20 protein-coding genes and 2 pseudogenes are annotated in these 25,020 nt (G+C 59.7%); 19 read left to right on the top strand and 3 right to left on the bottom strand.

The window, feature by feature from the left end; genetic code table 11:
- The 5 genes and pseudogenes from repA to JZI28_RS21655 form a co-directional block, all read left to right on the top strand.
- A complete protein-coding gene (gene repA / locus JZI28_RS21635) occupies window positions 1-1,194 on the top strand; it encodes a plasmid partitioning protein RepA (protein ID WP_048535388.1) in 1,194 nt (397 codons plus the stop codon).
- Window positions 1,178-2,107 carry a plasmid partitioning protein RepB gene (gene repB / locus JZI28_RS21640; RefSeq protein ID WP_102888752.1) on the top strand — a complete coding sequence of 310 codons (930 nt, stop codon included), beginning with the start codon at window positions 1,178-1,180 and terminating at the stop codon, window positions 2,105-2,107. The genes repA and repB overlap by 17 nt, the downstream gene beginning before the upstream one ends.
- 213 nt (window positions 2,108-2,320) lie before the next feature.
- On the top strand, window positions 2,321-3,532 hold the full coding sequence (repC, locus tag JZI28_RS21645) for a plasmid replication protein RepC (protein ID WP_375700278.1): 1,212 nt from the start codon (window positions 2,321-2,323) through the stop codon (window positions 3,530-3,532).
- A gap of 1,219 nt (window positions 3,533-4,751) precedes the next feature.
- Window positions 4,752-5,222, top strand: a complete 471-nt coding sequence (locus tag JZI28_RS21650) for a hypothetical protein (protein WP_254683654.1) — start codon at window positions 4,752-4,754, stop codon at window positions 5,220-5,222.
- A gap of 41 nt (window positions 5,223-5,263) precedes the next feature.
- Window positions 5,264-5,956 (top strand): annotated as a pseudogene (locus JZI28_RS21655) (ArdC family protein); the annotation flags it as partial.
- Window positions 5,957-5,987: 31 nt separating this feature from the next.
- On the opposite strand, the gene JZI28_RS21660 reads toward JZI28_RS21655, so the two are convergent.
- Genes JZI28_RS21660 through JZI28_RS21670 form a run of 3 tightly spaced genes read right to left on the bottom strand, consistent with a single transcriptional unit; the run spans window position 5,988 to window position 9,171 of the window.
- On the bottom strand, window positions 5,988-6,983 hold the full coding sequence (locus JZI28_RS21660; RefSeq protein WP_375700305.1) for a tyrosine-type recombinase/integrase: 996 nt from the start codon (window positions 6,981-6,983) through the stop codon (window positions 5,988-5,990).
- The gene (locus JZI28_RS21665) at window positions 6,983-7,927 is read right to left on the bottom strand and encodes a tyrosine-type recombinase/integrase (protein ID WP_375700279.1); all 945 of its coding nucleotides are present in this window, start codon (window positions 7,925-7,927) and stop codon (window positions 6,983-6,985) included. Before JZI28_RS21665 ends, JZI28_RS21660 begins: the two co-directional genes overlap by 1 nt.
- Window positions 7,924-9,171: a tyrosine-type recombinase/integrase gene (locus JZI28_RS21670; RefSeq protein ID WP_375700280.1), complete on the bottom strand. Its 1,248-nt coding sequence runs from the start codon at window positions 9,169-9,171 to the stop codon at window positions 7,924-7,926. Before JZI28_RS21670 ends, JZI28_RS21665 begins: the two co-directional genes overlap by 4 nt.
- A gap of 208 nt (window positions 9,172-9,379) precedes the next feature.
- Here JZI28_RS21670 and JZI28_RS21675 point away from each other — a divergent pair.
- The 14 genes and pseudogenes from JZI28_RS21675 to JZI28_RS21740 form a co-directional block, all read left to right on the top strand.
- A pseudogene (locus tag JZI28_RS21675) lies at window positions 9,380-9,682 on the top strand (zincin-like metallopeptidase domain-containing protein); the annotation flags it as partial.
- Window positions 9,683-9,705: 23 nt separating this feature from the next.
- The gene (locus tag JZI28_RS21680) at window positions 9,706-9,915 is read left to right on the top strand and encodes a DUF6330 family protein (protein WP_005617043.1); all 210 of its coding nucleotides are present in this window, start codon (window positions 9,706-9,708) and stop codon (window positions 9,913-9,915) included.
- 88 nt (window positions 9,916-10,003) lie between these two features.
- The gene (locus JZI28_RS21685) at window positions 10,004-10,393 is read left to right on the top strand and encodes a DUF3768 domain-containing protein (protein WP_102888755.1); all 390 of its coding nucleotides are present in this window, start codon (window positions 10,004-10,006) and stop codon (window positions 10,391-10,393) included.
- Between the two features lie 218 nt (window positions 10,394-10,611).
- A complete protein-coding gene (locus JZI28_RS21690; RefSeq protein WP_102888756.1) occupies window positions 10,612-11,643 on the top strand; it encodes an IS110 family transposase in 1,032 nt (343 codons plus the stop codon).
- A 658-nt stretch (window positions 11,644-12,301) separates the two neighbouring features.
- Window positions 12,302-15,229, top strand: coding sequence for a Tn3 family transposase (locus JZI28_RS21695; protein ID WP_375698918.1), 2,928 nt, complete (start codon window positions 12,302-12,304; stop codon window positions 15,227-15,229).
- A gap of 112 nt (window positions 15,230-15,341) precedes the next feature.
- Window positions 15,342-15,902, top strand: coding sequence for a recombinase family protein (locus JZI28_RS21700; protein WP_047998007.1), 561 nt, complete (start codon window positions 15,342-15,344; stop codon window positions 15,900-15,902).
- 3 nt (window positions 15,903-15,905) lie between these two features.
- Window positions 15,906-17,852: a ParB/RepB/Spo0J family partition protein gene (locus JZI28_RS21705; protein WP_375700281.1), complete on the top strand. Its 1,947-nt coding sequence runs from the start codon at window positions 15,906-15,908 to the stop codon at window positions 17,850-17,852.
- 74 nt (window positions 17,853-17,926) lie between these two features.
- Window positions 17,927-18,520 carry a regulator gene (locus tag JZI28_RS21710; RefSeq protein WP_092765105.1) on the top strand — a complete coding sequence of 198 codons (594 nt, stop codon included), beginning with the start codon at window positions 17,927-17,929 and terminating at the stop codon, window positions 18,518-18,520.
- Window positions 18,521-18,619: 99 nt separating this feature from the next.
- Window positions 18,620-19,273 (top strand): DUF6927 domain-containing protein, encoded by a 654-nt coding sequence (locus JZI28_RS21715; protein ID WP_375700282.1) that lies wholly within the window; start codon window positions 18,620-18,622, stop codon window positions 19,271-19,273.
- A gap of 126 nt (window positions 19,274-19,399) precedes the next feature.
- Window positions 19,400-19,726: a type II toxin-antitoxin system PrlF family antitoxin gene (locus JZI28_RS21720; protein ID WP_375700283.1), complete on the top strand. Its 327-nt coding sequence runs from the start codon at window positions 19,400-19,402 to the stop codon at window positions 19,724-19,726.
- Window positions 19,723-20,241: a type II toxin-antitoxin system YhaV family toxin gene (locus JZI28_RS21725; protein ID WP_093362911.1), complete on the top strand. Its 519-nt coding sequence runs from the start codon at window positions 19,723-19,725 to the stop codon at window positions 20,239-20,241. The genes JZI28_RS21720 and JZI28_RS21725 overlap by 4 nt, the downstream gene beginning before the upstream one ends.
- Before the next feature lie 94 nt (window positions 20,242-20,335).
- On the top strand, window positions 20,336-20,500 hold the full coding sequence (locus JZI28_RS21730) for a hypothetical protein (protein ID WP_199861156.1): 165 nt from the start codon (window positions 20,336-20,338) through the stop codon (window positions 20,498-20,500).
- The gene (locus tag JZI28_RS21735; protein WP_009820264.1) at window positions 20,490-20,642 is read left to right on the top strand and encodes a hypothetical protein; all 153 of its coding nucleotides are present in this window, start codon (window positions 20,490-20,492) and stop codon (window positions 20,640-20,642) included. Before JZI28_RS21730 ends, JZI28_RS21735 begins: the two co-directional genes overlap by 11 nt.
- Window positions 20,643-20,743: 101 nt before the next feature.
- On the top strand, window positions 20,744-25,006 hold the full coding sequence (locus JZI28_RS21740; protein ID WP_375700284.1) for a strawberry notch-like NTP hydrolase domain-containing protein: 4,263 nt from the start codon (window positions 20,744-20,746) through the stop codon (window positions 25,004-25,006).
- The last annotated feature ends 14 nt before the right edge of the window (window positions 25,007-25,020 follow it).

Consider the following 25,020-nt stretch of genomic DNA (forward strand, 5'->3'; position numbering starts at 1 on the left):
ATGAGCGAAGCAGAACAGGATCTAGATATCGCCATCGGGCACTACGCGGAACTTCTCGCGTCGAACCTGCATGCTCAGCGCGCTGCGCACTTCCCACCGGATGCAAAGAAGGTGATGCGCACTTTGACCAGCGGCGAAGCTGCTGAGCTCCTTGGCGTCGACCATACCTATCTTCGGAAGCTTCATCGAGAAGGAAAGATCGTTGACGTCGAGACGACGGCGGGAAGTCATCGCCGCTATACGCTCGACGATATCTGGGAAATCCGGCAGACGCTTGAAGGAAACGCAAAAAAGTCTGGAACTTACGTGCCTGGGCGTCGCGACGGTGACGAGCTTCAAGTCATTTCAGTGGTGAACTTCAAGGGCGGAAGCGGCAAAACGACGACGTCTGCTCACCTCGCTCAGCGCTTGGCGCTCAAGGGGTACAGAGTTCTTGCGATCGATCTCGACCCCCAAGCATCTCTTTCGGCTCTTCACGGAATCCAGCCAGAACTCGACCTCATGGAGGGCGGAACCCTCTATGATGCCGTTCGCTACGACGATCCGGTTCCGATCTCCGAAGTGATCCGCAAGACTTACATTCGCGGCCTTGATCTCATCCCAGGCAACCTTGAACTCATGGAGTTCGAGCACGAGACGCCTGCTGCTATCCAGCGAGGCGGAGCGAAAGCGTTCTTCGCGAGAGTTCATGACGCACTCGATAGTGTTGAAGCGAACTACGACGTTGTTGTGATCGACTGCCCGCCGCAGCTTGGTTTCTTGACGATGTCAGCACTTTCCGCGTCCTCGGGCGTCCTCGTGACGGTTCACCCGCAGATGCTTGACCTTATGTCGATGTCCCAATTCCTGCGAATGACGGCGGATCTCCTGGGAGTAATCAGGGATGCAGGCGCAAATCTGCGCTTCGATTGGCTGCGCTTCTTGCCAACGCGATACAAAGTCGGCGACGCGCCACAAACCGAAGTCATCGCCTTCATTCGCGGGCTGTTTGGGAGGTCGGTCCTGACCAATCACATGGTTGAATCGACCGCAATTTCTGATGCCGGCTTGACCAAGCAAACGCTCTACGAAGCTGACAAGAGGGACTTCACGCGTCAGACGTTTGATCGTGCGATCGAATCTATGAACGCAGTGAACGATGAGATCGCTGAAATCATCCAGAACACATGGGGGCGGAATGGCAAGAAAGCCTAAACTTGGCCTGCCGCTGCAGACCCTTCGCAACGCTCCTGACGCTCTTGAAGGGCGCCGACTGCGTGGCGGTGTTTTTGAGATCGATCCGGCGCAGATTGTTACCGAAGGACGGTTGGATGACAGGCTTCAGATTGAAGTTGAGGGCCTGAAGAACTCTATTTCCAAGAACGGTCAGCGTGTGCCTGTCTTGGTCCGCCCACTGGAAGGCGATCGCTACAACCTGATCTATGGCCGCAGACGCTTAGAAGCATGTCGCGAACTCGGTATCAAAGTTCGAGCCATCGTCACAGAGGTTGAGGGTGATCAAGCGCTTCGAGATCAGCTTCTCGAGAACCAAGAGCGTCGTGATCTGAGCTTTATTGAGCGTGCGCTCGTTGCGACGGCACTTCTGGACGGTGATCATTTGGAAGGGGCTGAGCGCACCAATCGAGGTGTCGCCGAAGTCCTTAACCTCCACGAAGCTGGGGTTTCACAACTCTTGAGTGTCGTTCGGACGGTCGGCGAAGAACTCATCCAGGCAATTGGTGCGGCTCCCGGGATTGGTCGCCCGAGATGGGAAGAGCTCAAAAAGGCTTTGGGTGCCTACGACGGTGATCGAGACCAACTGCAAGCCGTAGCTCATGCAGCTAAGTCCGAAAGTTCCGGCTCGGTCGATGAGGTTTCTGAGCGTGCGTTTCTCGCAGTTCTGGCAGCTGCAAAGAGCGCAGAGAAGAAAGCAAGCCCGTCTAGAAAAGGCGTGCCTGCTTTGGCGATCCCCGGTGTCGGAGCTGCGACGGTCAAGACCGGCCGCCAAGGCAAGCAGCTTAAACTCGATCTGACGACGGATGAACCTGATTTTATCAGCTGGTTGGAGGGCAATGCCCCAAAGCTGATTACCGAGCTTCATGAGCGCTGGAAGCGTTCAGAAGACTGAGGAAGAGCAACCAACAAGAAGGAGGCACGATACAGGCAAAAAGAAAAAGGCCCCGAGAAGCTAGCTTCACGAGACCTTTGTAAGGTTTCGCACCGGGATCAGCCCGCTACAAAATCTCAGTTTTCGCACCTCTGAATGTAGCGTTCTAGCCCCTACCCCGCAAGCGCAAAGCGATTCGCGGGCCCTAGAATTTTTGTCTTCGTGAACATTTTCATGGATTACACACCAATTTCGCCGTTTATGCGGCCGATTTCGCACGGCCATTTGCGCGTCATCGAGCGACCCGAGGCATCTGTTCCGGCCAGACCCGTTAACAAGTGGGAACTCCTGCGCGAGCTCTCCAAGGCGCAAGCGGCCTTTGGCGTGTCAGAACGTGATTTGACTGTTTTGCAGGGGCTTCTCAGCTTCTTTCCAGACGATGCACTTGGCGGGAACGCCGAGATGGTAGTCTTCCCCTCGAACAAGGCGATCTGTGAGCGCCTGAATGGTATGCCCTGCTCCACTATGCGTCGTCACCTCGCGCGTCTTGTCGAGGCTGGCTTGCTCCAGCGGCGTGATAGCCCCAATGGAAAGCGCTACGTCCGCAAGCACGGCGAAGAGCGCGTCGCCTTTGGCTTCGATCTTTCCCCGCTCTACTGCCAGTCCGAGGAGATAGCACGGGCGGCAGAGGCCGTACGTGAGGCTGAGGAGCGCGTCAGGCGTCTGAGAGAGGTCGTAAGCCTCATGCGGCGTGATCTCGCGGCCCTCGCAGAGTTCGGAGACGAGATGCAGCCAGGCCTAGGCTTCTGGGATCAGCTTCGCGACAAGGCTGCCCTCACAGCCCGCGCGCTTCGCCGCAAGCTTTCAATTGAGGACCTTGCGGCCTATCGAGCCGACCTTGAAGCTCTCCTTGACCAGGCACGCAACATCATTGATGGCCCTGAAACAGAAGAAATGAACACCAATGATGCCCAATCTGAGCGTCACCATCATAATTCAAATAAAGAATCTATAGATCTTGAACCTGCTTTAGAAAAAAGCGGAGCGGCGGCGGGTGTGCCAGATGTGGATACGAATGAACCGGTGGCTGACGTTGATGAACAGGACACAAGACACCTGCCAAAGATCCCGCTCCACCTAGTGATCGCGGCATGTCCCTCGCTCAAGACCTTCTACCAAGGTGAGATCCGGCATTGGCATCAGCTCTTCGATGCGGCGTGCCATGTGCGGCCAGCCATGGGGATCAGTGCGTCTGCATGGGAAGAAGCACAGCGGTTCATGGGTCCGGAGCAAGCGTCGATCGTCGTTGCTGCCATGCTGGAACGCTTCGCCGACATAAGATCGCCTGGTGGATACTTGCGAGCTCTGACTACCAAAGCTGCGGCAGGCGAGTTTTCCTGTGGCCCAATGGTCATGGCATTGATTGGCCGGCGGAACGCGGCTTAACAGCTGTTAAACTCCGATCTCGTGCGGCTGGCATGGCATAACTTAACAGCTGTTAAGTAGGCTCTCGGCACACAAACGGTGTTCGAGAGAGAAAAGTTAGGGGGTTGAGGTGTGGCGATATTTGAGATCGTGAAAGTGGCTTTCGCCTTCGTCGCGGCGAAGATCTGATGACGAGGGCATCCCGATCATCATGATAAAACCTCAGCTGGTGACCATCGCTGCTAGTAGCGCAAAGGCGGCTAGCGAAGAACATACAGAGTGTTGCGCTGCAGCCAACCTAGCAGTTGCGCGCCTCCGCGGCCCCTGCCCTTTTCGATGTCTGAGATCTGATGATGAATACCCGCAACAATTGGCTCTACGCTATCCGGCGCCTGCTGACGGCGATTTGGGTCCTGGCCTCGGATATTCGCTTGACCTTCATCGGTGCTAATGCTTGAGAGGTAGGTTGTGGATGTCTGTTGCATGATATCGTGGCTACGGGCCGTAGCGCACAAGGAGCAGACGATCGATGGTTACCAAAACCGTTTGACCAAGGGTTCGATCCTCGAATTCCCGCGCGCTGGGAAGGGGACCCCATAACTTCTCAGTCACTTCGATAATGGCGACATGGCCAGCGAGGCAATCGGCTCCTCAAGCGCAGCAGCTAGTTGCCAGCGGTCCCGCGTTCCGCTGATTTGGTCGTAGTGGACGACGAGGACATCTCAGAACAGCGGTTGCAACTCAATCTCTTGATTTCATGACACCCGAACTATTCAAAAGAGTGCTTTGATGTTGGCTGCGGAATGATCTGATCCATCAGATGTAGGAAAACTATTTAATAACAATAGGTTATTGCGTTTTTTGGTATTCGCGATGAGAAATCATGCCCATAACAGCCTTCATCAACATGGTTTCCCTTTCCAGGGTGCCGATCCGCTACATCGACGGGAAGCCAAAGTATCAGCACGCTCTACGAAGAAGTTGGCAGTTGCGGGCCGATTGAGCGGTCTGGGCTATCTCGTGAAGAAGGAACCGCCACAGGTCTAGCCGATGGGCCCTGTGGAAGTTCTGATCCCGTCGTACCAGTACAGTTCGGTGGCGGTTGGGTGTTTCATGGGTTTGGTCCACGAAAAGTAAAAGTGTCCTTCGGGTTTTGTGACTGACGGATGAGGGCCTTTGGGGTCCCTCAGATGGGTCCGGGCCGGATTCCGGTCTGTCTTTCCTGATGAAGGGCATTCCGATGCAAACAGGTGTTTTGCGCGTGTTGCGCGCGACCGCTGCCTGGTGGTGGCGACACAAGGAACTACGCCGAACCGGCCAGACGGGGCAGGCACAACGGCTCGAGCGCGAGACTGTCCTGCGTGAGCTTGGCTATCTGAAGCAGGCGGCGTTATTGCCAAACGCGCATGTGATCTGCGGAGAGGGCGGGACATTCATCCACCTCGGCTTGACCACCGTGTCGAGTTTCGCGCCGATCGAGCGCTTTCCCTTGGCCACTCTTGCGGTCGCACGTGGCACGCCGTTCATCGATATCCGACTCGTCACCGATGTCATCGCCTTCGCGAACCTGCCGCGGGTGGCGCGGGACGGATCGGTCGACCCTGACTCTTCGGGTCCCGGCAAGTCCGTGTCGCTGACCACCTACATCGACATGGTCGAAGCCCTCGGTGCCAGGATCGCCAACGATCCGCGCCCCTGTCGGTCAACCTAGTCACCACTCCCTCTCACCAAAACTCGAAAAGGAGGCCAGCCATGGCCCGATCCCGTACGCCCAAATTCGATGCCTCAGAGGTCATCACAAACGAAATCATCCGCATCATCGAGCGCGGCGTCCTGCCGTGGCGCAAGCCATGGACCGCAGGTGGCAGCTGTCGCCCCCTGCGCGTGGGCGGGGAACCCTACCAGGGAGTGAACAACTTCCTGCTGACGATGCGGACCGTGATGGCGGGCCACAGCTCTCCCTTCTGGATGACGCTGCCGCAGGCCAATGCGTTGGACGCAAAGGTCCGCAAGGGCGAAAAGTCCTCTGTCGTCGTTTATTACGGTCAAAGCCGGAGAGACGCCGGCGATGAGCATGATCACAGCGACGGGGATGATCACTCCGAGGAAGCCCGTATCTTCCGCTTCCAGAAATCCTACCGTGTGTTCAATGCCTGCCAGATCGAGGGCCTGCCCGACAGCTTCTACCCTGACCCGGAGCCCGTGCCCGAGCATCCGCAGTCCGAGCCCATCCCGCATATGCAGGCGTTTTTCGATGCCATCGACATCACAACCGTCTTCACGGGCACGGAGGCCTACTATTTGCCGCCCGTGGACAAGGTCTACATGCCGTCCATCACGCGGTTCCAGGACCCGCGCAATTTCTACGGGGTCTGGGCCCATGAGCTGGCCCATAATGCCGCGCTTCGGATTATGCCGCGCCGATCCAAACGACCAGTTGCGTTTCAGTTAGATCGGCGCGGCGCGTCGGCATAATTCAGAGCGCTTCGAGGAATGCCAGGAGTTCGTCACCCGGTCGATATCGACCACCCATCTGGTCAACCGGCTTTGTCAGAGCCATCGCCCTTTCTTTCAGTTCGATATCGGCGTGGATGTAGACCTGTGTCGTCTCAATCGATTCATGGCCCAGCCAAAGGGCAATGATTGTCCGATCAACACCGCTCTGTAGAAGCTGCATTGCAGCGGTGTGGCGCAAGACGTGCGGTGTGACGCGCTTCAATCTGAACGTCGAGCTGGTCGAGGCGGCGGTGGCCGCATGTTTTCGAACAATTCGCTCAACCGCATCTCTGCTGAGCGGCCTGCCACGGATGGTTGCGAACAGGGGATCGCTGGGCTCAGTCCGGCACTGCGCAAGCCATGCCTTCAATGCATCCCGACTGTCTGTCCGAAGCGGCGTTGCGCGTTCCTTTCGGCCTTTGCCCATGCATCTGAGATGCGCTCCGGTGCCAAGCTCGACATCGCCAATACGAAGGCCAATCATCTCTGATACGCGCAGGCCTGTTTGAAGCATCGTGAGGAGCAACACCCGATCACGCCGCCCAAACCAGGTCGTCTGGTCAGGTGCCTTCAGCAAGGCCTCCATCTCGTCACGGGTCAGGAAGTCCACGACGCGTTTTTCATGCCGTTTGGAAGGCATCGCCAGCACCTTCTGACAATGATGCAACAACTGGGGTTCACAGCCCGCGACATATTTGAAGAACGAACGGATCGCTGCTAACCGCGTGTTCCGGCTTCGCGCGCTGTTGCCGCGTTTCTCCTCGCAAAAGGTCAAGAACCGCCCGATGATGTCGGCATCGATGTGGGCTACATGCAGCTCAGTCGGCGGCAACCTGGTCTCTGCTGTCGCGTATTTCAGCAAGAGCCGGAAGGTGTCGCGATAACTGGCGATCGTGTTTGGACTGGCCTGCATCTGGGTCAACAGCCGTTCGGTGAAGAACCGTTGCACGTAGATGGGCAATGGGTAGGTCGCGATCATGATGCGCCCTCCAGTACCCGTCGTTCGGCCCGCTCTGCCGCCAACTGCATCAGCTCGGGCACGGCTTCGATATACCAGAATGTATGCTTGGGCTCGGAATGGCCGAGATAGGTGCTGAGCTTGTACATTTCGGCCTCGATGTCCCGGCCATCGCGGAACCAGTCCAGGATGGTGTGGACGGCAAATGTGTGCCGCAAATCATGGATGCGTGGTCCATGGCCGTGGCGGTTGAAGGCTTGCGGCGATCGAAGGCCGATATTTCGACTGACCTGCGCGAAGCTGTAGCGTGCCCCGCAATCTCCCGCCGGGTCGCCATCTTCTTTGATGAAGAACCGCGGCGATTGCTGCGCGACCAGCCGATCCCGCAACTCGGCATAGCGGGCAAGCCGATGGGCGGTATCACCGTTGACGGGCAGCCGACGATCCTTGCCATTCTTCGTGTTTCTGAGCGTTAGCACGGCGCGGTCAAGATCGACGTCCTTCTGATCCAGAGACAAAGCTTCGTTCACCCGCATGCCCGTCACCGCGATCAAGCCGAACAGAGTCTGCCATAAAGCAGCCCGAAGGCCATAGGGTGACGGCAGCCGACCGGCCTCGGCGACAAGGTCTGCGATCTGACTGGGCGCGTAAATGTAGGGCACCCGTCGTCGGTATCGGCCTGTGACAAGTTGGCTGGACGGGATTTCGGTCTGATTATCGTGCTCCGCAAGCCAGAAGGCAAACCTGCGCACCATACCAAGGCGATGAGACCAAGTGTTGTTGTCCGCGCTGCCGTAGTTTGCCTTCCAATCAAGGAACAAGGTCGTCGAGATGATTTGGAACCCGTTGTCGTCGGCAAAGCTGACGAACTTGCGGAGGACCCGTTCATCGAAGGATAGATCAAAACCCATCGAACGCCGAAGAACCAGATACTCGTCAAGTCGTTGAGAAAGCGTCTTCATTGTATTTTCTCCGCCGTCGGCCAGGGACGCGAGATCGAGCGCAAAGCATCGACATCATGTTGCGCATAGATTGTAGTGGTCATCGCAGATCGGTGTCGCAGCACATCCCCGATCTCGGCCAGCGACGCACCTTTTCGCAGCATGTCGGTGGCTAGGCTGTGCCGCAGAATGTGCGTGCCGATATAGGCTTGTGGCGGACAGATGCCGGTCGCGTCATAGGCATCCCGCAAAATCCAGCGAAGGATTTGAGCGTCCTTGAACCTCTTGAACGGCGGTTTCACCGACACAAACAGCGCGCGGTCCGGGCCCCGGCGCTCATTCTTGATGTAATCGACAATCGCCTCACCAACCTCCGCCGACATCGGCATCCGATCATGCAACTGCCTCTTGCCGCGGATCAGGATTTCACCGGCGCGCCAGTCGATATCGTCCAGTTCTATCGCCGTCACCTCTGGGGGCCGTAGGCCCAGCCGGGCGATCAGCATCAGCATTGCATAGTTGCGTCGGCCCGTTTTCTTGTGGCCGCGCACCACCTCAATGAGCCGGTTGACCTGTTCCGGCTCCAGATACCTCGGAATGCCTGTCGGTTTCGGCTGCCGCGCCTTTGGCACGGCGTTGCTCAGGTTGCGCTCCGTCTTGCCGCTCCAGAACAGGAACTGGAACAGATTACGCAGATGTGACGGGCCGGTCTTGTCGCGTGGCGCGTTTTGCGCCTCACGCAGTCGAAGGATGAACCCGGTGATGTCACCGGGTTTGATCGTATTCAGATCACCCAAACCGGTGCTGAACTTCGCTGTCAGGAACCGGTCACAAAACCGCAGGCAGTGATAGATCGTGTCCTGAGACAAGCCGCGCTGACTGCGAAGGTAGGTTTCGTATTCACGTTTCAGCACTGCCCTCGGAGACATGTCGAGGGGCGGCGCTGAACGCGGCGGTGCGCTCGCATTCTCAACCAGGTAATCCCTGAACCGATTGACGCGGTACCGACAGTGTTTTTTGTCTTTCACAGACGCGGCGTCGATGATCGGCACCGTCAGTCGTTCCATGCGATTGTCGGTCAGGTCAGCTGGACCGAGGTTTGCGGACTGCATCGCTGCCCAAAGCGCATCGGCTGTGGCCCTGTAATTGGCGATGGAGCGGAGACTGTATCCCTCAGCCTCGATCTGTAGGGCAAAGCGACCGGCATGGTTGCCCACTTGTTGTTCTCGCTTCGTTGTCTGGCCTGATGGTGTGTCATTTCTCATGAGTGTTTCCTTCATGTGGTTGAAGGTTGCACCAATGGCAGATCGCCGGCCCCAATTGCGCAGTTCGCCACGCTCACATGGCGGTTCTGAACTACAGTCTTATGCAGCCGGAAAACGACAAGAACCGTAGGAAACAAGCCCTCGTCCGAACAAGTGCGGCATAATCCGAAGCGCGGCATTATGGGCCTTATGCCGACATCGGCATAAGGCCCATGCCACGAAAGCTCCCCATCGACTGAACCGCGATTTCGGGTTCTCGAAGTTTGGCGACACGTCCTATGCGCGCGAGGAGATCGTCGCGGAATTGACCTCGGTGTTCCTGGGTCAGACGCTCGGCTTCACGGCGCATACGCTCGAGATGAATGCCGCCTACCTGCACAACTGGTTGCGGGTCCTTCGGTCGGACAAGGGCGCGATCTTCCGGCACGCCGCGGACGCGCAGCGCGCCTGTGATTATCTGATCGCCAGATCGGAGGTGGGCAGGGCAGGTCGCAGTGCCGAGGCCGCCTGACCGCACGGAGAACGGAGACACCCATGTCACGTAAGGAACCCAAAACGCTGCGGGTGGCCTGCTTCAACGACGGCCGCCGCAAGATCATCACCTTCAAGCGCGGTGCCTATTGGTGGAGCGCTGCCGAGGGCGCTTATCCGCTCTCGGCAGCGCTCGAGAGCATCAAAGAACAAGGCGGCTGGATCGAAACCATCCCCAACCCGAATTACAGACCCAAAGGGCTGTTCGGGTAGGGCGCCTTCGGCCTCGATTCATCCGCCAAGCGGAAAAGAAAAAGCGGGCTTTGAGAAGGGTGTTTCAAACCTCTCAAAGGAGATCCCCATGTCCATGAATGTTCAACCCCAGCCAGACCGTCCGGATCCGACCGTGATCGCGGCGCAGAACGACGCGTTTCGCAAGCTCGCGTGCCTTGGAGTGCCGCCCGCGCAGCCCATCCAGGGCCGGATGCATGTCACCCGATCGCTCATGGAGGCCGGTGACGGCTTCATGGCCGAGGCGGTGAAGGCAACCGGTGAGTTTGCCACGTTCGAGCCTGAGAATGACCCCGAGGGATGGCACGATTTTGGCGCGGTCGAGATCCGGGGCGAGACCGTGTTCTGGAAAATCGATCTCTATGAGGCAGATTCGGATTTCCGCTACGGGGCTGAGGCCCCGGATAATCCCGCCACCACCGTCCGTGTGCTGACCATCATGCTGGCGCGCGACTGGTAGAAGGGCAGGGGACTCCTCCCCCTGACATCTGAGACGATGAAGGCCCGCTGCCCCTCAAAAAGGCAAAGATGCCGTAATGGGGCTGTCGGCGAATCGAGCACGTTTCGCTTGTTTGTCAGCATGATGTGGAGTGCCGTTGCCCTTGATGCGCCTGCAGCGCGTCTACGAGGTCGTATGTTTCCATGCGCCTCAATTCCTAAGAATAGAAGGGCAACGACATGAATGTAACTATCGGACTGGATGTATCTCTGGCAAGCACGGCGATTTGTGTGCTGGGGCTGCAGGGGAAGATTGTTGAAGAGTTGCAGGCGGAGAGCGAGCCTGATGCCTTGGTGCGCGCGATCGGCGCCCTGCCGTATTCGATCGATGTGATCGGTCTTGAAGCTGGACCTTTGTCCCAATGGCTGAGCAAGGGGATGGAAGAGGCCGGCTTTGACGTGGTCATGATGGAAACACGGTTGGTGAAGGCCGCTTTGAAAGCCATGCCGATCAAGACCGACAGGCGCGATGCTCAGGGCATTGCGCGCTTGCTTCAAATGGGTTGGTACAGGCCGGTGCACCGCAAATCTGTGTCTTCCCAAGAAATCCGCGCTCTGTTGACGGCGAGAAAATCAGTTCAACAGGCGATCATCAACCTTGAGCTTTCCATGCGGGGTGTTTTGCGGAACTTTGGCCTGAAGCTCGGGCATGTCACCCGGATCAGGTACGAAGCTCGGGTGAGGGAACTGGTTGAGCAGAATGAAATCCTGTCCGCGTCGACCGAGGCCCTTTTGCGCGCGCGTGCGCAGTTGCGCGCCGAGTTGGCTGAATTAGACGCGAAAATCGCGAGTCTGGCAAAACACGACGACGTTTGCCGTCTGATGATGACGATGCCGGGTGTCGGTCCGATCGTCGCCCTGACAGTCAAATCCGCGATTGATGATCCAACCCGCTTTGCGCGGTCGAAGGATGTTGGACCGTGGGCGGGGCTGACGCCACGGCGCACGCAATCTGGTGAAATGGACATCGTCGGGCAGATCACTCGAGCCGGCGACCGGGCCCTTCGAACGGCCTTGTATCAAGCGGCGATGATCCTGATGCACCGTGGGTCACCAAACTGGCTCCAGGCCTGGGCTCTCAGAGTGGCACATAGGCGTGGATCGAAACGGGCCTTGATTGCACTCGCGCGGCGCATTGGCGTTGTTTTGCACCGGATGTGGCGAGACGGCACACCATTCCGCTATGCGCAGAGCCCCACGGCAACGGTCTGAGAATAACAATTCCTGAACTTCATTGTACGGCGGAACGCACTGCACCTGACAACAGGTACGACGAGGTCCCTTGCCGGGACGAGGTTCCTGGAGATGCCGTAGGCCCGCAAGTTATCGGCAAACGTTGAATACGCGGGAAAGATGGGCACCCAGGGCCAAATTTGGACCAGGCATAGAGTGGCAGCCTTGAGGCTGACTACGGACGGAAGAGCGAAGCCCGGACAGGGGGTGTCCTTCAGTCCTGACGTACGGTTGCAGTGAAAAAGAAAAAGTAAGCTTCTGAATTTGTGTCTTAAACCGGTGAAGAAAGAGATCTTCGCCGGAATTTTTGACTTGCCCGAAACCCTTGACAGAGGCCCGCCCCATTACGGAAGCGGGCCTTTTGTCGTGGTGATCCCTGAAGCCGGGGATTGGTCACGCGCTTGAAGGCGCGGGCCACACCTCACCCACCTGGAAGGATATCCCATGACCACAAGCTTTGCCCCTCTCACCGTCGCCATCAGCGATCTCACTGCGCATCCCGCCAATGTGCGCAGCAACTCGGCCCTGTACGCACGAAAGGGGTCAAAAACGGCCACATTTTCTGGTTGTGCATTTTGAGTTGATATGGCGGACTGATCCGTATATATGCTCCGATATAAATTAACTTGGAGCGTGCATGGAACAGCTTTGGTCAGCAGAGGCCCTGCGTTTACATTGGGTTTTGCAACCCTCAGAGCAGCCGCTGCTGAAGGGGTTGCCTGGGCCGAAACGGCTTGTACTCGGATACTACCTGAAGTTTTTCCAACGCCATGCCAGATTTCCTAACCGAATGGATGCCATGCCAGAGGCTGTTGTGCAGTTTTTGGCGGAACAGATCGAGTATGACGGTCCGCTGCCATCAGATGTACCAGAGCGCTCGGATCGCCGGTATCGCCGTCTGGTTTCGGATCATTTGCGGCTGCGGCGATTTGATCGAGCCGCTTCTGGCGAATTTGTGGAATGGCTTGTGGTTGAGGTCTTGCCGAACGCGCCGCAGGTGTCGGCGCTTGATGAGCGGATGACAGCGTGGTTTCTAGCCAATCGTTTCATCCGACCAGAGCAATCGCGCTTGGACAAGCTGATGGCTCAATCGGAACGCCAGTTCGATCACAGGCAATACGCCAAGATTTCAGGGCGGCTGACGTTGGCGCACAAACACGCCTTGGATGCTTTGCTGACGACCGATGAGGCCGCATCGCGATTTGCGCAGCTTGCGCGAGGTCCAGGCGGGGCAAGCGTACAGGCCGTTCAGGATGCTGTGGCGCGGTTAGAGATGGTTCGTGCCATCGGCCTACCGCCTCATCTCTTGGAGGGCATTCATCCAGACCATATCGCCAGCCTGGCTCGCCGCGCCGCCAGCGAAGATGCTTGGGACATGCGCCGCCGTCCCGAGGCTGTACGGCATGCCCTGCTCAGTTGCTTTTGCGCGATCAGAGCCGCAGAATTGACAGATGATCTGGGCGATTTGGTGATCAGCATCATCCACAAGATATCTGCGCGCGCTGAGAGTAAGGTGATCAAGGAATATGTCGCTGACTTTCGGAAGGCGGAAAGCAAAGACACGGTTTTGGGCAAGATCGTGCTCGCAGTCGATGGGCAGCCGGAAGGCGACATCCCGCAGGTCATCTACCCGGTCGTCCCGCGTGAGACGATCCGTGAGCTGGCGAAAACCTACCAGGCAGACACGCCTTCATTCACGACCCGCGTGCATCATACAATCCGCCGCTCTTATGCGCGGCATTACCGGCGCGTCCTGCCAGTGATCTTGAGAGCACTGACGTTCCGGACGAGCAGCACCAGTGCCGAGCCGTTGTTGGCCGCCCTTGCCGTATTGACGGAGCCATCGGACCGGAAGCCACAATTTTATGCTGAGGAGGAGGTTCCGATCGACGGTGTTATTCGCCCCAAGTGGCGAGACATTGTTCTCGAGGTGGGCCCTGGAGACGTGGTCCGCGTCAATCGCATCAACTACGAGATATGTGTCCTTCAGACTCTGCGTGAGAAGCTGCGGACAAAAGAAATCTGGATAGAGGGTGCAAAGCGATATTGCGATCCGGACCAAGATCTACCAGCCGATTTTGATACGCGCCGCGCGCACTACTTCGACTTGCTTGATCAGCCCCAGAGTGCGGCTCAGTTTGTCCAGGCGTTGCGAGACGGCATGAGAGAGGCCCTGAGCGCCTTTGATCAAGGCTTCCCGGCCAACAGGGATGTCAAACTCAAGGCTCGGGCCGGAGGCGCGCGCCTATCCTTGCGTCCCTTGAGTCCACAGACTGATCCTGTGGGGTTGGAAGACCTTAAAGCGGAGCTTGGCCGACGGTGGCCGATGACCAGCCTTCTGGATGTGCTGAAGGAAGTCGATCTGCGCACAGAGTTCACGCCGCTGTTCCGTGCAGCGGGGTCTCGGCAGAACTTGCCGCAGGAAGAGGTCTCCCGGCGTCTCTTGCTCGCCCTGTTCGGGATCGGGACAAATATCGGGCTCAAGGCCATTGCGGCGGGCCCCCATAAGGTCAGCTACAAGGAGTTGCTCTACATCCGGCAACGCTTCATTCACAAAACAGCACTGCAGGATGCAACCCGCCGGATTGCAGATGCCACCTACCGCATTCGCAGCTCCGATATCTGGGGAGATTCGGGTACGAGCTGCGCCTCGGATTCCACGCAACTGGCATCCTGGGACCAGAACCTGATGACCGAGTGGCATCAGCGCTATGGCGGGCGTGGTGTAATGATCTATTGGCATGTCGATAAGCAGGCCACCTGTGTCCATTCACAGTTGAAACAAGTCTCGTCTTCCGAGGTTGCGTCCATGATTGAGGGCGTACTGCACCACGGCACGGACCTGGATATCGACCGCCAGTTTGTTGATACTCACGGACAAAGCGTCGTGGGGTTTGCTTTTTGCCACCTTCTTGGCTTCGACTTGATGCCACGCCTGAGAGGTATCGCCGGCCAAAAACTCTCCCGCGCAGACAAGCAGGCCGACCGCCGCTTCGCAAATATTGAGCCGATTTGCACGGCCCGACCCATCGACTGGGATCTGATCGCGCGGCATTACGATGAGATGATCCGCCTTGCGATTGCCCTCAAGCTGCGGACAGCCGATGCGGAGACCATCCTCCGCCGCTTCACACGGGGCCAAACGCACCCAGTGTTCTCGGCACTTCTGGAATTGGGCAAGGCGGTCAAAACGATCTTTCTATGCCGGTATCTCGGCAACGCGGAGCTGCGCCGCGAAATCCATTCCGGGCTCAATGTCATAGAGCGCTGGAACGGGGTGAACGACTTCATCTTCTACGGCAATGGTAATGAGCTGGTGTCCAACCGTCGTGACGATCATGAAATCTCTGTCCTCAGCCTGCACCTGCTGCAAGCGGCGATGGTCTATGTGAATACGCTCATGATCCAGCAGGTACTTCGTGAGCGCCCCTGGCGCGAAAAGATGACCGCCCGCGACATGGCAGCGCTGAACCCGCTGCCGCACAGCCACTTCAACCCATATGGTGTCTTTGATCTCGATATGGATACGCGCCTTCCCCTCGAAGAGATGAGGATGGCAGCATGATGCGTTCCGAAACTTATAACAAACGGAACGACCTTTTTTGTGCGCAAAATCAGCGCCTTGTAAAATCCGTATATTTGTTCCGTATATGGCGCCTTAAATCCGGGCAAAATCCATGCTGATCGGGTACGCGAGGGTCTCGACGACTGGCCAGAACCTAGAAAGTCAGATCGAACACCTCCAGAGCGAAGGTTGTGACACGATCTTCCAGGAAAAAATCACGGGGTTTGACCGGCGCAGGCCTCAGCTTGAAAAGATGATCGCTTCCCTACAGCCCAGTGATACGTTGGTCGTCACCAGCCTCGACCGTCTGGCCCGATCAACCAGTGATCTCTTCGTGATTACCCAGAAGGTAGAGGCCGTCGGAGCATCATTCCGCTCCCTGCGGGAACCCTGGGCCGACACAACAAGCTCCATGGGAAAGTTCTTACTTACTGTTTTTGCTGGACTTTCTGAACTTGAACGCAACATCATCAATGAACGCACAGAAGAAGGACGGACCTCCGCAAAGAAACGCGGCGTGAAGTTCGGACGCAAGCTGAAGCTGACACCACACCAGCAGGATCAGGTCAGGGCCATGCTCAAAGAGGGAAAATCCATTCGTGCCATCGCGCGCGACTTCAACGTCGGTGTCGCAACAATCGACCGCATCAAGCGCACAACAGCACTCTCATGAAATGTGGCCGTTTTTGAACCCCTTCGTGCGTACGGGGCCAACTCGCCGGAAACCTATGATCCCGAAAACATCGCGCATCTGAAGGCCAGCATAGCTGTGCTGGGCCTGCTCCAGCCGCTCCTGGTCCAGAAGATCGACGGCAAATGTGCCGTCCTCGCCGGCGGCCGGCGACATGCCGCGCTGAAGGAGCTGGTCGCGGACAAGGCAGCCAAGGGCTTCACCGCCAAGACCAAGATCGACTGCCGCCTCGTGCCAGAGGATTGTGACGTGACGACGGCGCTGTCCCTCGCCGAGAACATTACCCAGGCGCCGATGAATGCGATCGACGAGTTCGAGGCCTTCGCCCGGATGATGGAGGTCGACGGCCAGACGCCCGAGACCATCGCAAAGACCTTCGGCACCACAGTGGCGGCCGTGAAAGGCCGGTTGCGCTATGGCCTGATCCACCCCGACATCCGCGCCGCGGCCCGGGGCAAGGTGATCACGCTCGACACGATGAAGGCCTTCGCCGAGCACCCGAGCCAGGAAGCGCAGCGCGAGGTCTTTGAGGCGCTCACGAAAGACGGCGGCTATCTGCAGGCCTATACCGTCCGTCAGGCACTCAAATCCCGCGGGGTGCAGGTCAGCGATGATATCGGGGCTTTCGTGCGCGAAGACTACGAGGCGCGGGGCGGTGCTGTCGCGGCTGACCTTCTGGAAGAGCATTCCGTGCTTGAGGATACGGCGCTGGTCGAGACCATTTTGCTCGAGAAGCTCGGTGCCGCTGCCGAAGAGGCCCGTATGAGGCTGGGCTTTGCATGGGCCGATGCGATGGTGCGCTATGATTACGCGACCATGGCCGACTACGGCCGCGTCTATCCCGGCCCGATCGAGCCCGATGAGGCGGCCCAAAAGCGCATCGATGAGATCACCGCCGAGCTTGAGAAATTGCAGCTCGAGATGGAGGATGAGGGGCTCGAGGACGGTGCCTACAACGCGCTTTACGACCGCGTGGACGCCTTGGAAGAGGAAGCCCGCGACCTGCAGGAGGCCTACAGCGCCGAGGACCTCGCGCGGTCTGGGGTAATCGCGTCCTGGTCGGGCGGGCAGCTGACCCTCCATGTTGGCCTCGTCCGCCCGGAAGACACCGTCAATGAGGAGGGCGCACGCGGCTCCTCGGCTAGCCCGACCGGGGAGGAGGCCCCGGACCCGGGCGAAATCACTTATCCAGCCTCGCTGGCCGAGGATCTCAAGACCGAGCGGGCCATGGCCCTCGGGGCAGCGATGGCGCTGCACCCCGAGGCCACGCTCGATCTGACCCTCTTCAAGCTGGTGAGCGACGTTCTGGCCAGCGGCATGAGTGTCACGCAGGCGATCAAGGTCGAGGCCCGCAAGGAATACCGCAGCCATGCCAAGATGGACGAGATCGATGGCACCTCGCTGGAGCAGGTGGCGCTAGCGCATGATGCGCTTGATCTGTCCTGGCTCGATGACACCCGCGCGCCCGCGGATCAGTTCGCGGCGTTTCGCGCGCTGGAGGCCGGCGAGAAGGCCAAGCTTGTGGCCTATGCCACGGCCAGCACCACGCAGTCCTGCTTCGCGCGGGACCGCCAGCGCGACAGCCTGATGCATGACTTCGAGATTGAGATCATGCCCGACATTCGCGCCCACTGGACGCCGAATGCGGCGCTCTTCAACCGCTTCAAGAAGGCCTGGCTCCTGAGGATCCTCGGCGAAGATCTGGGTCTCGCCCAGGAGGCGGTGACGCTGGCCTCGTCGAGCAAGAAGGAGATCGTCGCCTTTTGTGACAAGCTCTTCGCCGAACCCTTCGCCACACTCACGGACGCGCAGCGCGCTGCCGTGGCCGCCTGGTGCCCGCCGATGATGCAGACCGCCGGTGTCGCCTTTGAGGAGGCGGAGCCCACCGTGGAAACTCCGGAGCCTGCCAGCGAGGTCGCGCAAGCGGCCTGACGCATCAAGTGACCCGCGCGGAGCATTCCGAGCGCGCGGGTCGACCCTCCCACACCCAACCGAAAGACATCCTCATGGCTATTCTCAAGTTCTCTGCGTCCGCTGTTGCGGCACAGATCGCCCATGCGCGCGCCTGCAAAACCTTCCTGCCCAACTGGAACGGGCCCGTGGACAGGCCCGCCCTGATCCTGATCGTCGGCAATGGTGTGCATCTGCGCTCAAACGGCATCGATGGCACGACCACCCGAATCGTCACCACCGAACAGGCCGATCCCTCTTTCGCCTTCGCCGACGGCATGAACCCGTTTCGGGACACCGACTGGATGGCGCAGCGCCGCATGGCGTTTCGCGATCTGACCGGCCAGTTCTACACCGACATCCTCGATGACGTGCAGGTTCTCATCGACCGGGGGCGGGGGGCCATCCGGCTGGCCACCGATGGCCACAGCATCCGCGTCTTCGTGCGCCGGGCCTCGGACTATCTCATCGGCGGGACCTACGAGGTGCCCTCGGGCCTCGGCGGCACCTTCCGGGTCATCCTCAAGGATGCCTGCGACACCTTCGCGATCGTGCAGAACTGCGGCAATTGCGAGGATTTTGACGCCATGCAGCCCTACCGCGTGCCGCTCGATGCGCTCATGGAGCTCGATGATCGGAGGGCGGCGTAACGCGCCCTTTCTCAGACTCGCATCGCCAATACCCTGCCGCGCTTCGCGCTCTCGGGACATTGGCGACACATAATTCCTCCAGAGAGAAAGGACTCTGAAATGGGATGGCTTTTCTACACCGACCGCCGTGTCCAGACCTACGCGGATGAGAAAGCGGAAATCGCCCGGCTCTGCACCTCTCATGGCGATACGCGCAGAACCGAACTGGTCAAGGCATGCAAGGTCGGCTTCACCTGGTACGCGGCGGCAAAGGTCACAAATATCGACGGCACCCCTGTCGAAGACACGACCTATGTCACCGATGCGGATGGCTCCATCACTTTCGCCGCCGTATTCCTTACCCGATATGATGACGGCTGCTGGGGCTACAAGGACATGGAGGAAAGCGCGGGACCGGTCGAATCCCGCGCGCCACTGAGCCTATTGGCCCTGCTGTCCGAGCTGAAAGACCCAGACAGCTATGCTCACGCCTGGCGCCAGCGCTGCCAGGACTGGGCTGCGATCCCGGACTACGAGGAAGGCGACAAGATCAAGCTCGCAGCACCTGTGACGCTCACCGATGGCAGTACCTGCCAGATTGTCACCGCGACCCACTACCGGCGCGGGCGGCAAAAGCGCCGCTGCTACCGCATCGAGGAAACTGGTGGGCTCGTACGCCTGTCGAAGGCCTCGCTTGCGGGCTCGGAGCTGCTCAGCTCCGCGAAAGGTGCGGCTAGCCCGGTGCTGGCGGAGTTCCTGGCGGGGCGAAATTAGGTCCTGCGCCGGACGGTTCATCGACCTGCCCGGCGACAGCAGATGCTGCGGCTTGTCTTGACAAGGCAATGCAAATGCATTACCTATCGCAGGTAGCAAAGACCCCCTTTCTTTCAGGAGACTGCCATGACAGCCCTCGCACAAGATATCTCGAAACTCACGGATCGGTATCAGACGACCGTGCCGGCGGGTGTGCGCAAACAGCTCAAGCTGGGCAAGGGCGACCAGATTCGTTACTGCACCGAGCCGAGTGGCAGGGTCTATATCGAGCCCGTGCGCAGCGACGAGGAAGATCCCGTGCTCGGAGCCTTTCTCGATTTTATCGAGGCTGATATCAAGGCGCATCCGGACCGCATTCGGGCGTTCGATGGGGCTTTGCATGACCGTCTTGCAGCACTGGTCGGAGACGTTGACGTCGATCTCGATGCGCCGCTATCGCTCGAGGATGAATGAGCGGCGATAGCGTGCCCGCCCAAGCGCCCCTTGTCGTAAACGGATGGTCGATTTATGCGCATCCGCTCTTTCTGGACCAGCTCGAAGGGCTGATCGAGGAAGTCGAGGTGCGTAAGGCACGCGATCCCAAGACCTGGCGCAAGAAGAATTCCACGAAACGGCTGGCCGCCATCTTCAAGCTGGTCACCGAGGCCATACCGGCAGATCCGGGTGCCGCCGCCTTCCGGCAAGGCGGCACACTCGGCGATCACCGCAAGCACTGGTTCCGGGCGAAATTCTTCCAGCAGTATCGGCTGTTCTACCGGTTCAACAGCGATGCGAAGGTCATCGTGGTGGCATGGGTGAATGACGACAAGACCCTGCGCGCCTATGGCAGCAAGACGGATGCCTATGCGACGTTCAAAGGGATGCTGGAAGATGGCAACCCACCTGACAATTTCGACGCGCTCTTGAAAGAAGCTGCAGCGGCAGGCAAGCGGTTCGAGAAATCCCTTGAAGCGGTGCCCGATCGGTAAGTGGGCCAGCTTGCTATGACCCTTTGGCATTATCATTTACGACGCCACGCTCGAAGATGTAGCATCGGCTGATAATGCGGTCGGAGAAAGCACAATGAATGAGACGGAAAAGGATAGGCAGCACCTCGGTCTAGAGGAGCAATGCGCGCCTGACCTGACGGGGCACCGTTTCCCAATTGCTGTGCGCGTTGCAGACATGCCCGATGACCTCGGCAAGCTGCTGGATATCGGGCTCGAGGAGCATTTCCGTGGCGGCTGATGTCAATTCGTATGACGCGTGGTTTCGCGCGAAGGTGCAGGCCGCGCTGGAGGAGGAATGCACGGGAACATCTCAAGTTCAGGTGATGCAGGCCGCACAGGCATTGATTGATGCGAAACGGGAGGTCGAACCCAAGTCCTGACCAAGCCTTGGAGGTCAGCGCGGTCTGACCCCCGTCACCCCGAAAAGCGAAAGAGGGCTTTTTGTCTTTGGAACTCAGACCCTGATCCAAAGGAAACCCCCATGTCCAAGCCTCTCTCAACGCTCCCCAATCCTGTTGAATCCGACGCTAACCTCACCTCTGCCCTCGCGCAGATCGGCGCGGAGGTTGACAACCAGCCCCTGCGCAGTTCAGCGCTCGCGCGTATCATGCGCGAGACGTTTCATGGCAGCGATGCTGGCGGTGCCTGGGACTGGCGCATGGCATATGACCTGATGCAGGCCGCGGCCATCCAGGTTGTGCTGCGTGGGGACGGCGCGGCAGGTGACATCGCCGCTGCAAGGCTGCTTGCCTCACGGCTCCTCACGGAAACCCGCCGGTCAGAGCAGCAGATCCGGCTGCAGCAGTTTTCCACGCCGCTGCCATTCGCGGCGCTGGTCTTGCAGGCCACGGCGATCCGCAAGGGCGAGACCGTTCTGGAGCCCTCGGCTGGCACCGGTGCCCTGGCCGCTTTCGCCGCCCGGGCCGGTGCCACGCTTGTGCTCAACGAGATCGACCCCTTTCGCCAGCGCCTCCTGCGCGCGGTTTTCGGCGGCGAGGTCACAGGCCATGACGGCGAGCATATCGATGATCTGCTGCAAACGCCGGTTCTACCCGACGTCGTGGTGATGAACCCGCCCTTCGCCTCCTCGGTCGACCGCTCCCGGGACAAACACATCGCCGCCAAGCATCTCATCGCGGCTGCCAAGCGTCTGGCACCCGGCGGGCGGCTTGTGGCGATCATGCCGCCGGGATTCACGCCCGAACGCGATGCCGCGCATTGGTCACGCGCCTGCGGTCTCCTGACGCCGCGCTTGGCGTTGACGATGCCGGGGCAGGTCTACCGCAAGCTCGGCACCTCTGTCGAAACCCAGCTGATGGTCTTTGACAAGGTGCAGGAGGACGGCGAAATGATCCGCGTCCCTGTGCGGGATCTGGATGAAGCCTTGGCATATGTCGATGCCGTGGCCGCAACCAGGACCGAGATGCGCCGCGTACAACAGGCAGCGGCGATCCCTAACGGGCGGCCGACCGTTCCATCCTCTGCCCCGCGCAAGACCGCCGCTGCGCCTGTCGCCCCCTCCAAACCCCGGGCCAATGCCGTCCGTCCGCTCAGCTTCACAAGCTTTGAGACCCCTCGCGACAACACGCCCATCTCGGACATCTATGCGCGCTACCGGCCGCAGCGGATCGAGATCGCAGGTGCACAGGAACATCCCACGCCGCTCGTTGAAAGCATCGCCATGGCCTCGGTTGCCCCGCCCATGCCCTCAAACACGGGCGGTGATGACTTGCGCCTGCCCGCCCGACTGATCGAAGAGGGACACCTCTCCGAGGCGCAACTTGAGACCATCATCATGGCCAATGATGCCCATGGGCGCGACTTGCCGGGGCGTTTTACCATCGATGACGACCAGACAAAGCTGACGCGTGCCGATGATGACCCGGATGCGCGTGCCTATCGCCTCGGCTACTTCCTCGGTGACGGCACCGGCTGCGGCAAGGGTCGGGAATGTGCGGGGCTGATCCTCGCGGGATGGCTCGCCGGACGCCATAAGGCCGTCTGGGTCTCGAAGTCCGCCACGCTCATCGAGGACGCCATCCGCGACTGGACCGATCTCGGCGGCTCGCCCGCCGACATTCAGCCGCTGTCGAAATGGAAACCGGATCAGCCCATCCCCATGGGCGACGGCATCCTCTTCGTCACCTACGCCACGCTGCGTTCGGCGGGCAAATGCGGCACCACACGGCTGAGCCAGGTCCTCGACTGGATGGGCGCGGGGTTCGATGGTGTTCTGGCTTTCGACGAAGCCCATGCCATGCAGAACGCGGCCGGGTCTGTTGAGGGCAGGGGGGTCAAACCCTCGCAGCAGGGCCTTGCGGGCCTGCGGCTGCAACTGGCCGCGCCGCGTGCTCGCGTCTTTTACATCTCGGCCACGGGCGCCACGAGCGTACACAACCTCGCCTATGCCGCGCGGCTGGAGCTCTGGGGGCAGGGGCCCGAATACCCCTTCCCTAGCCGCGAAAGTTTCGTCTCGGCGATGGAGGCGGGCGGCGTCGCTGCCATGGAGGTGGTCGCGCGCGACCTCAAGACACTCGGGCTCTACACGGCCCGCGCGCTCAGCTTCGATGGGGTGGAATATGACGTGCTGGAACATGCACTGACCCCGGCCCAAACCGAGATCTACGACGCCTATGCGGGTGCGTTTCGCACGATCCACCACAATCTCGAGGCAGCCCTGACCGCCACCGGCGTCAATGACGCTTCCGGCGAGACCAACGCCTCCGCCGCACGCGCCTCGGCCAAGTCCCGTTTCGAGAGCACGAAACAACGGTTCTTCAATCATCTCCTAATGGGCATGAAGGCCCCGAGCATCGTCCGTGCCATCGAGGAAGATCTGTCGGCAGGCAAGGCTTGCGTCATCCAGGTGGTCTCGACGGGTGAGAGCCTGTTGAAGCGGCGACTTGAGACCATGGATCCGGAGGATGAACTCGTTGAGGGTGCCCTGACGCCTCGCGACTACGTGCTGGGTTATCTTGAGCAGGCCTTCCCGATCCATGCGCAAAAGTTGGTCGAGATCGACGGCAACATGGTGGCTGAGCCTTTGCGGGATGAGACCGGCGCGCTGGTCGTCTCGCGCGAGGCGCTCGCCTTGCGCGATGCGGCAATGATGGAACTGATGACACTGGCACCGATCCCCTCGGCGCTCGATCAGATCCTCTGGGCCTTCGGCGACGAGGCCGTGGCGGAGGTGACCGGGCGCTCGATCCGGCCACTGAAGGCCGACGATGGCCATCTCTTCATCGAGAAGCGGTCGGCCAGCAGCAATTCCTCCGAGACCCAAGCCTTCATGGAAGGCGAGAAGAACATCCTGATCTTCTCCGATGCGGGTGGCACAGGCCGCTCCTATCATGCGGCGCAAACGGCGAAGAACCAGAAGCGGCGACGGCATTACCTGCTGGAGCCCGGCTGGCGCGCCGATGCGGCCATTCAGGGGCTGGGCCGCACGCATCGTTCGGCCCAGATCAGCGCACCCTTCTTCCGGGTCTGCACCTCGGATGTGCATGGCGAAAAGCGTTTCACCTCGACTATAGCCAAGCGCCTCGACCAGCTGGGGGCCTTGACCAAGGGCCAGCGCGAGACCGGCTCGCAAGGCATGTTCCGCGAGGAGGACAATCTCGAAAGCCCGATCGCGCGGGCCGCACTACGTGGGTATTTCGCTGATCTTGCCGCCGGGCGCGCTGAGGCGATGAGCTACGAGAGCTTCACCGACTGGACGGCCCTGCGGCTGATCGACAAGGACGGGGTGCTGCTCGAAGAGCTTCCCCCGATCCAGCGGTTTCTCAACCGGGTGCTGGCGCTGCCCATCCACATGCAGAACGCGCTCTTTGCCGAGTTCATGGCGAGAATATCTGACCAGACGGAACGGGCGCGCGCGGCGGGCACGCTTGATCTCGGCGTGGAAACCCTGCGTGGCGAAAAGATCGAACAGGTCTCCACGGAGGATCTCTGGACCTGCCCGAAATCCGGTGCCGTGACGCGGATCATCGGGCTCGAGGTAACCGACCCGGTCCATGTGCTGTCGGCAGATGACGCCCTGTCGCGCAATCCCGACAAGCTCCCCATGGTCAACCGTGCTTCGGGTCGCGCGGCGCTCATCTCGGCGCGCCCGATGCAGATGTATGACGAGGATATCGTGACGCTGATGCGCAAGGCCGTGCGGCCAAACGGGTCGAGCTATCTGGAGGAGACGCGGTCCGAGTCTTCGGCCTGGGAAGACATCGGAAGGCCCGAGTTCGCACGGCTTTGGGATGCCGAGGCTGCGTCCCTGCCGAAAACCACCACGACCAAGCTCTACCTGCTGACCGGGCTGCTGTTGCCGATCTGGAAGAACATTCCGGCCACGAATGAACGCATCTACAGGGTCACGCCTGACGGGGAGACGGCCATGATCGGGCGCACGTTGAGCGAAGAAGGGGCGGCCGCGCTCCGCGCCCGGTTTCTCGTCTCCAATCCGCAAACGCCGCAGGAGATGCTGACCGCCGCATTGGGCACCACCGCACCTGTGGATCTGGGCCGGGGTCTCACCCTGACCCGTCGCCGGGTCGCAGGCGAGATGCGCCTCGAGCTCTCTGGTGCGGATCGGGGCATGATTGATGGCCTCAAGGCCATGGGGTGTTTCACGGAGATCATCGCCTTCCAGTTGCGGGTGTTCCTGCCGCATGGGGACGGGATTGACACGGGAAGCATTCTGGCACGGATCGTGGGGCAGCGAGCCGCTAGAGCGGCAGAACAAGCCGCCTGAAAAGCCAAAGCGGG

Source organism: Pseudophaeobacter sp. TrK17, assembly GCF_042192375.1.
Classification (GTDB): Bacteria; Pseudomonadota; Alphaproteobacteria; order Rhodobacterales; family Rhodobacteraceae; genus Pseudophaeobacter.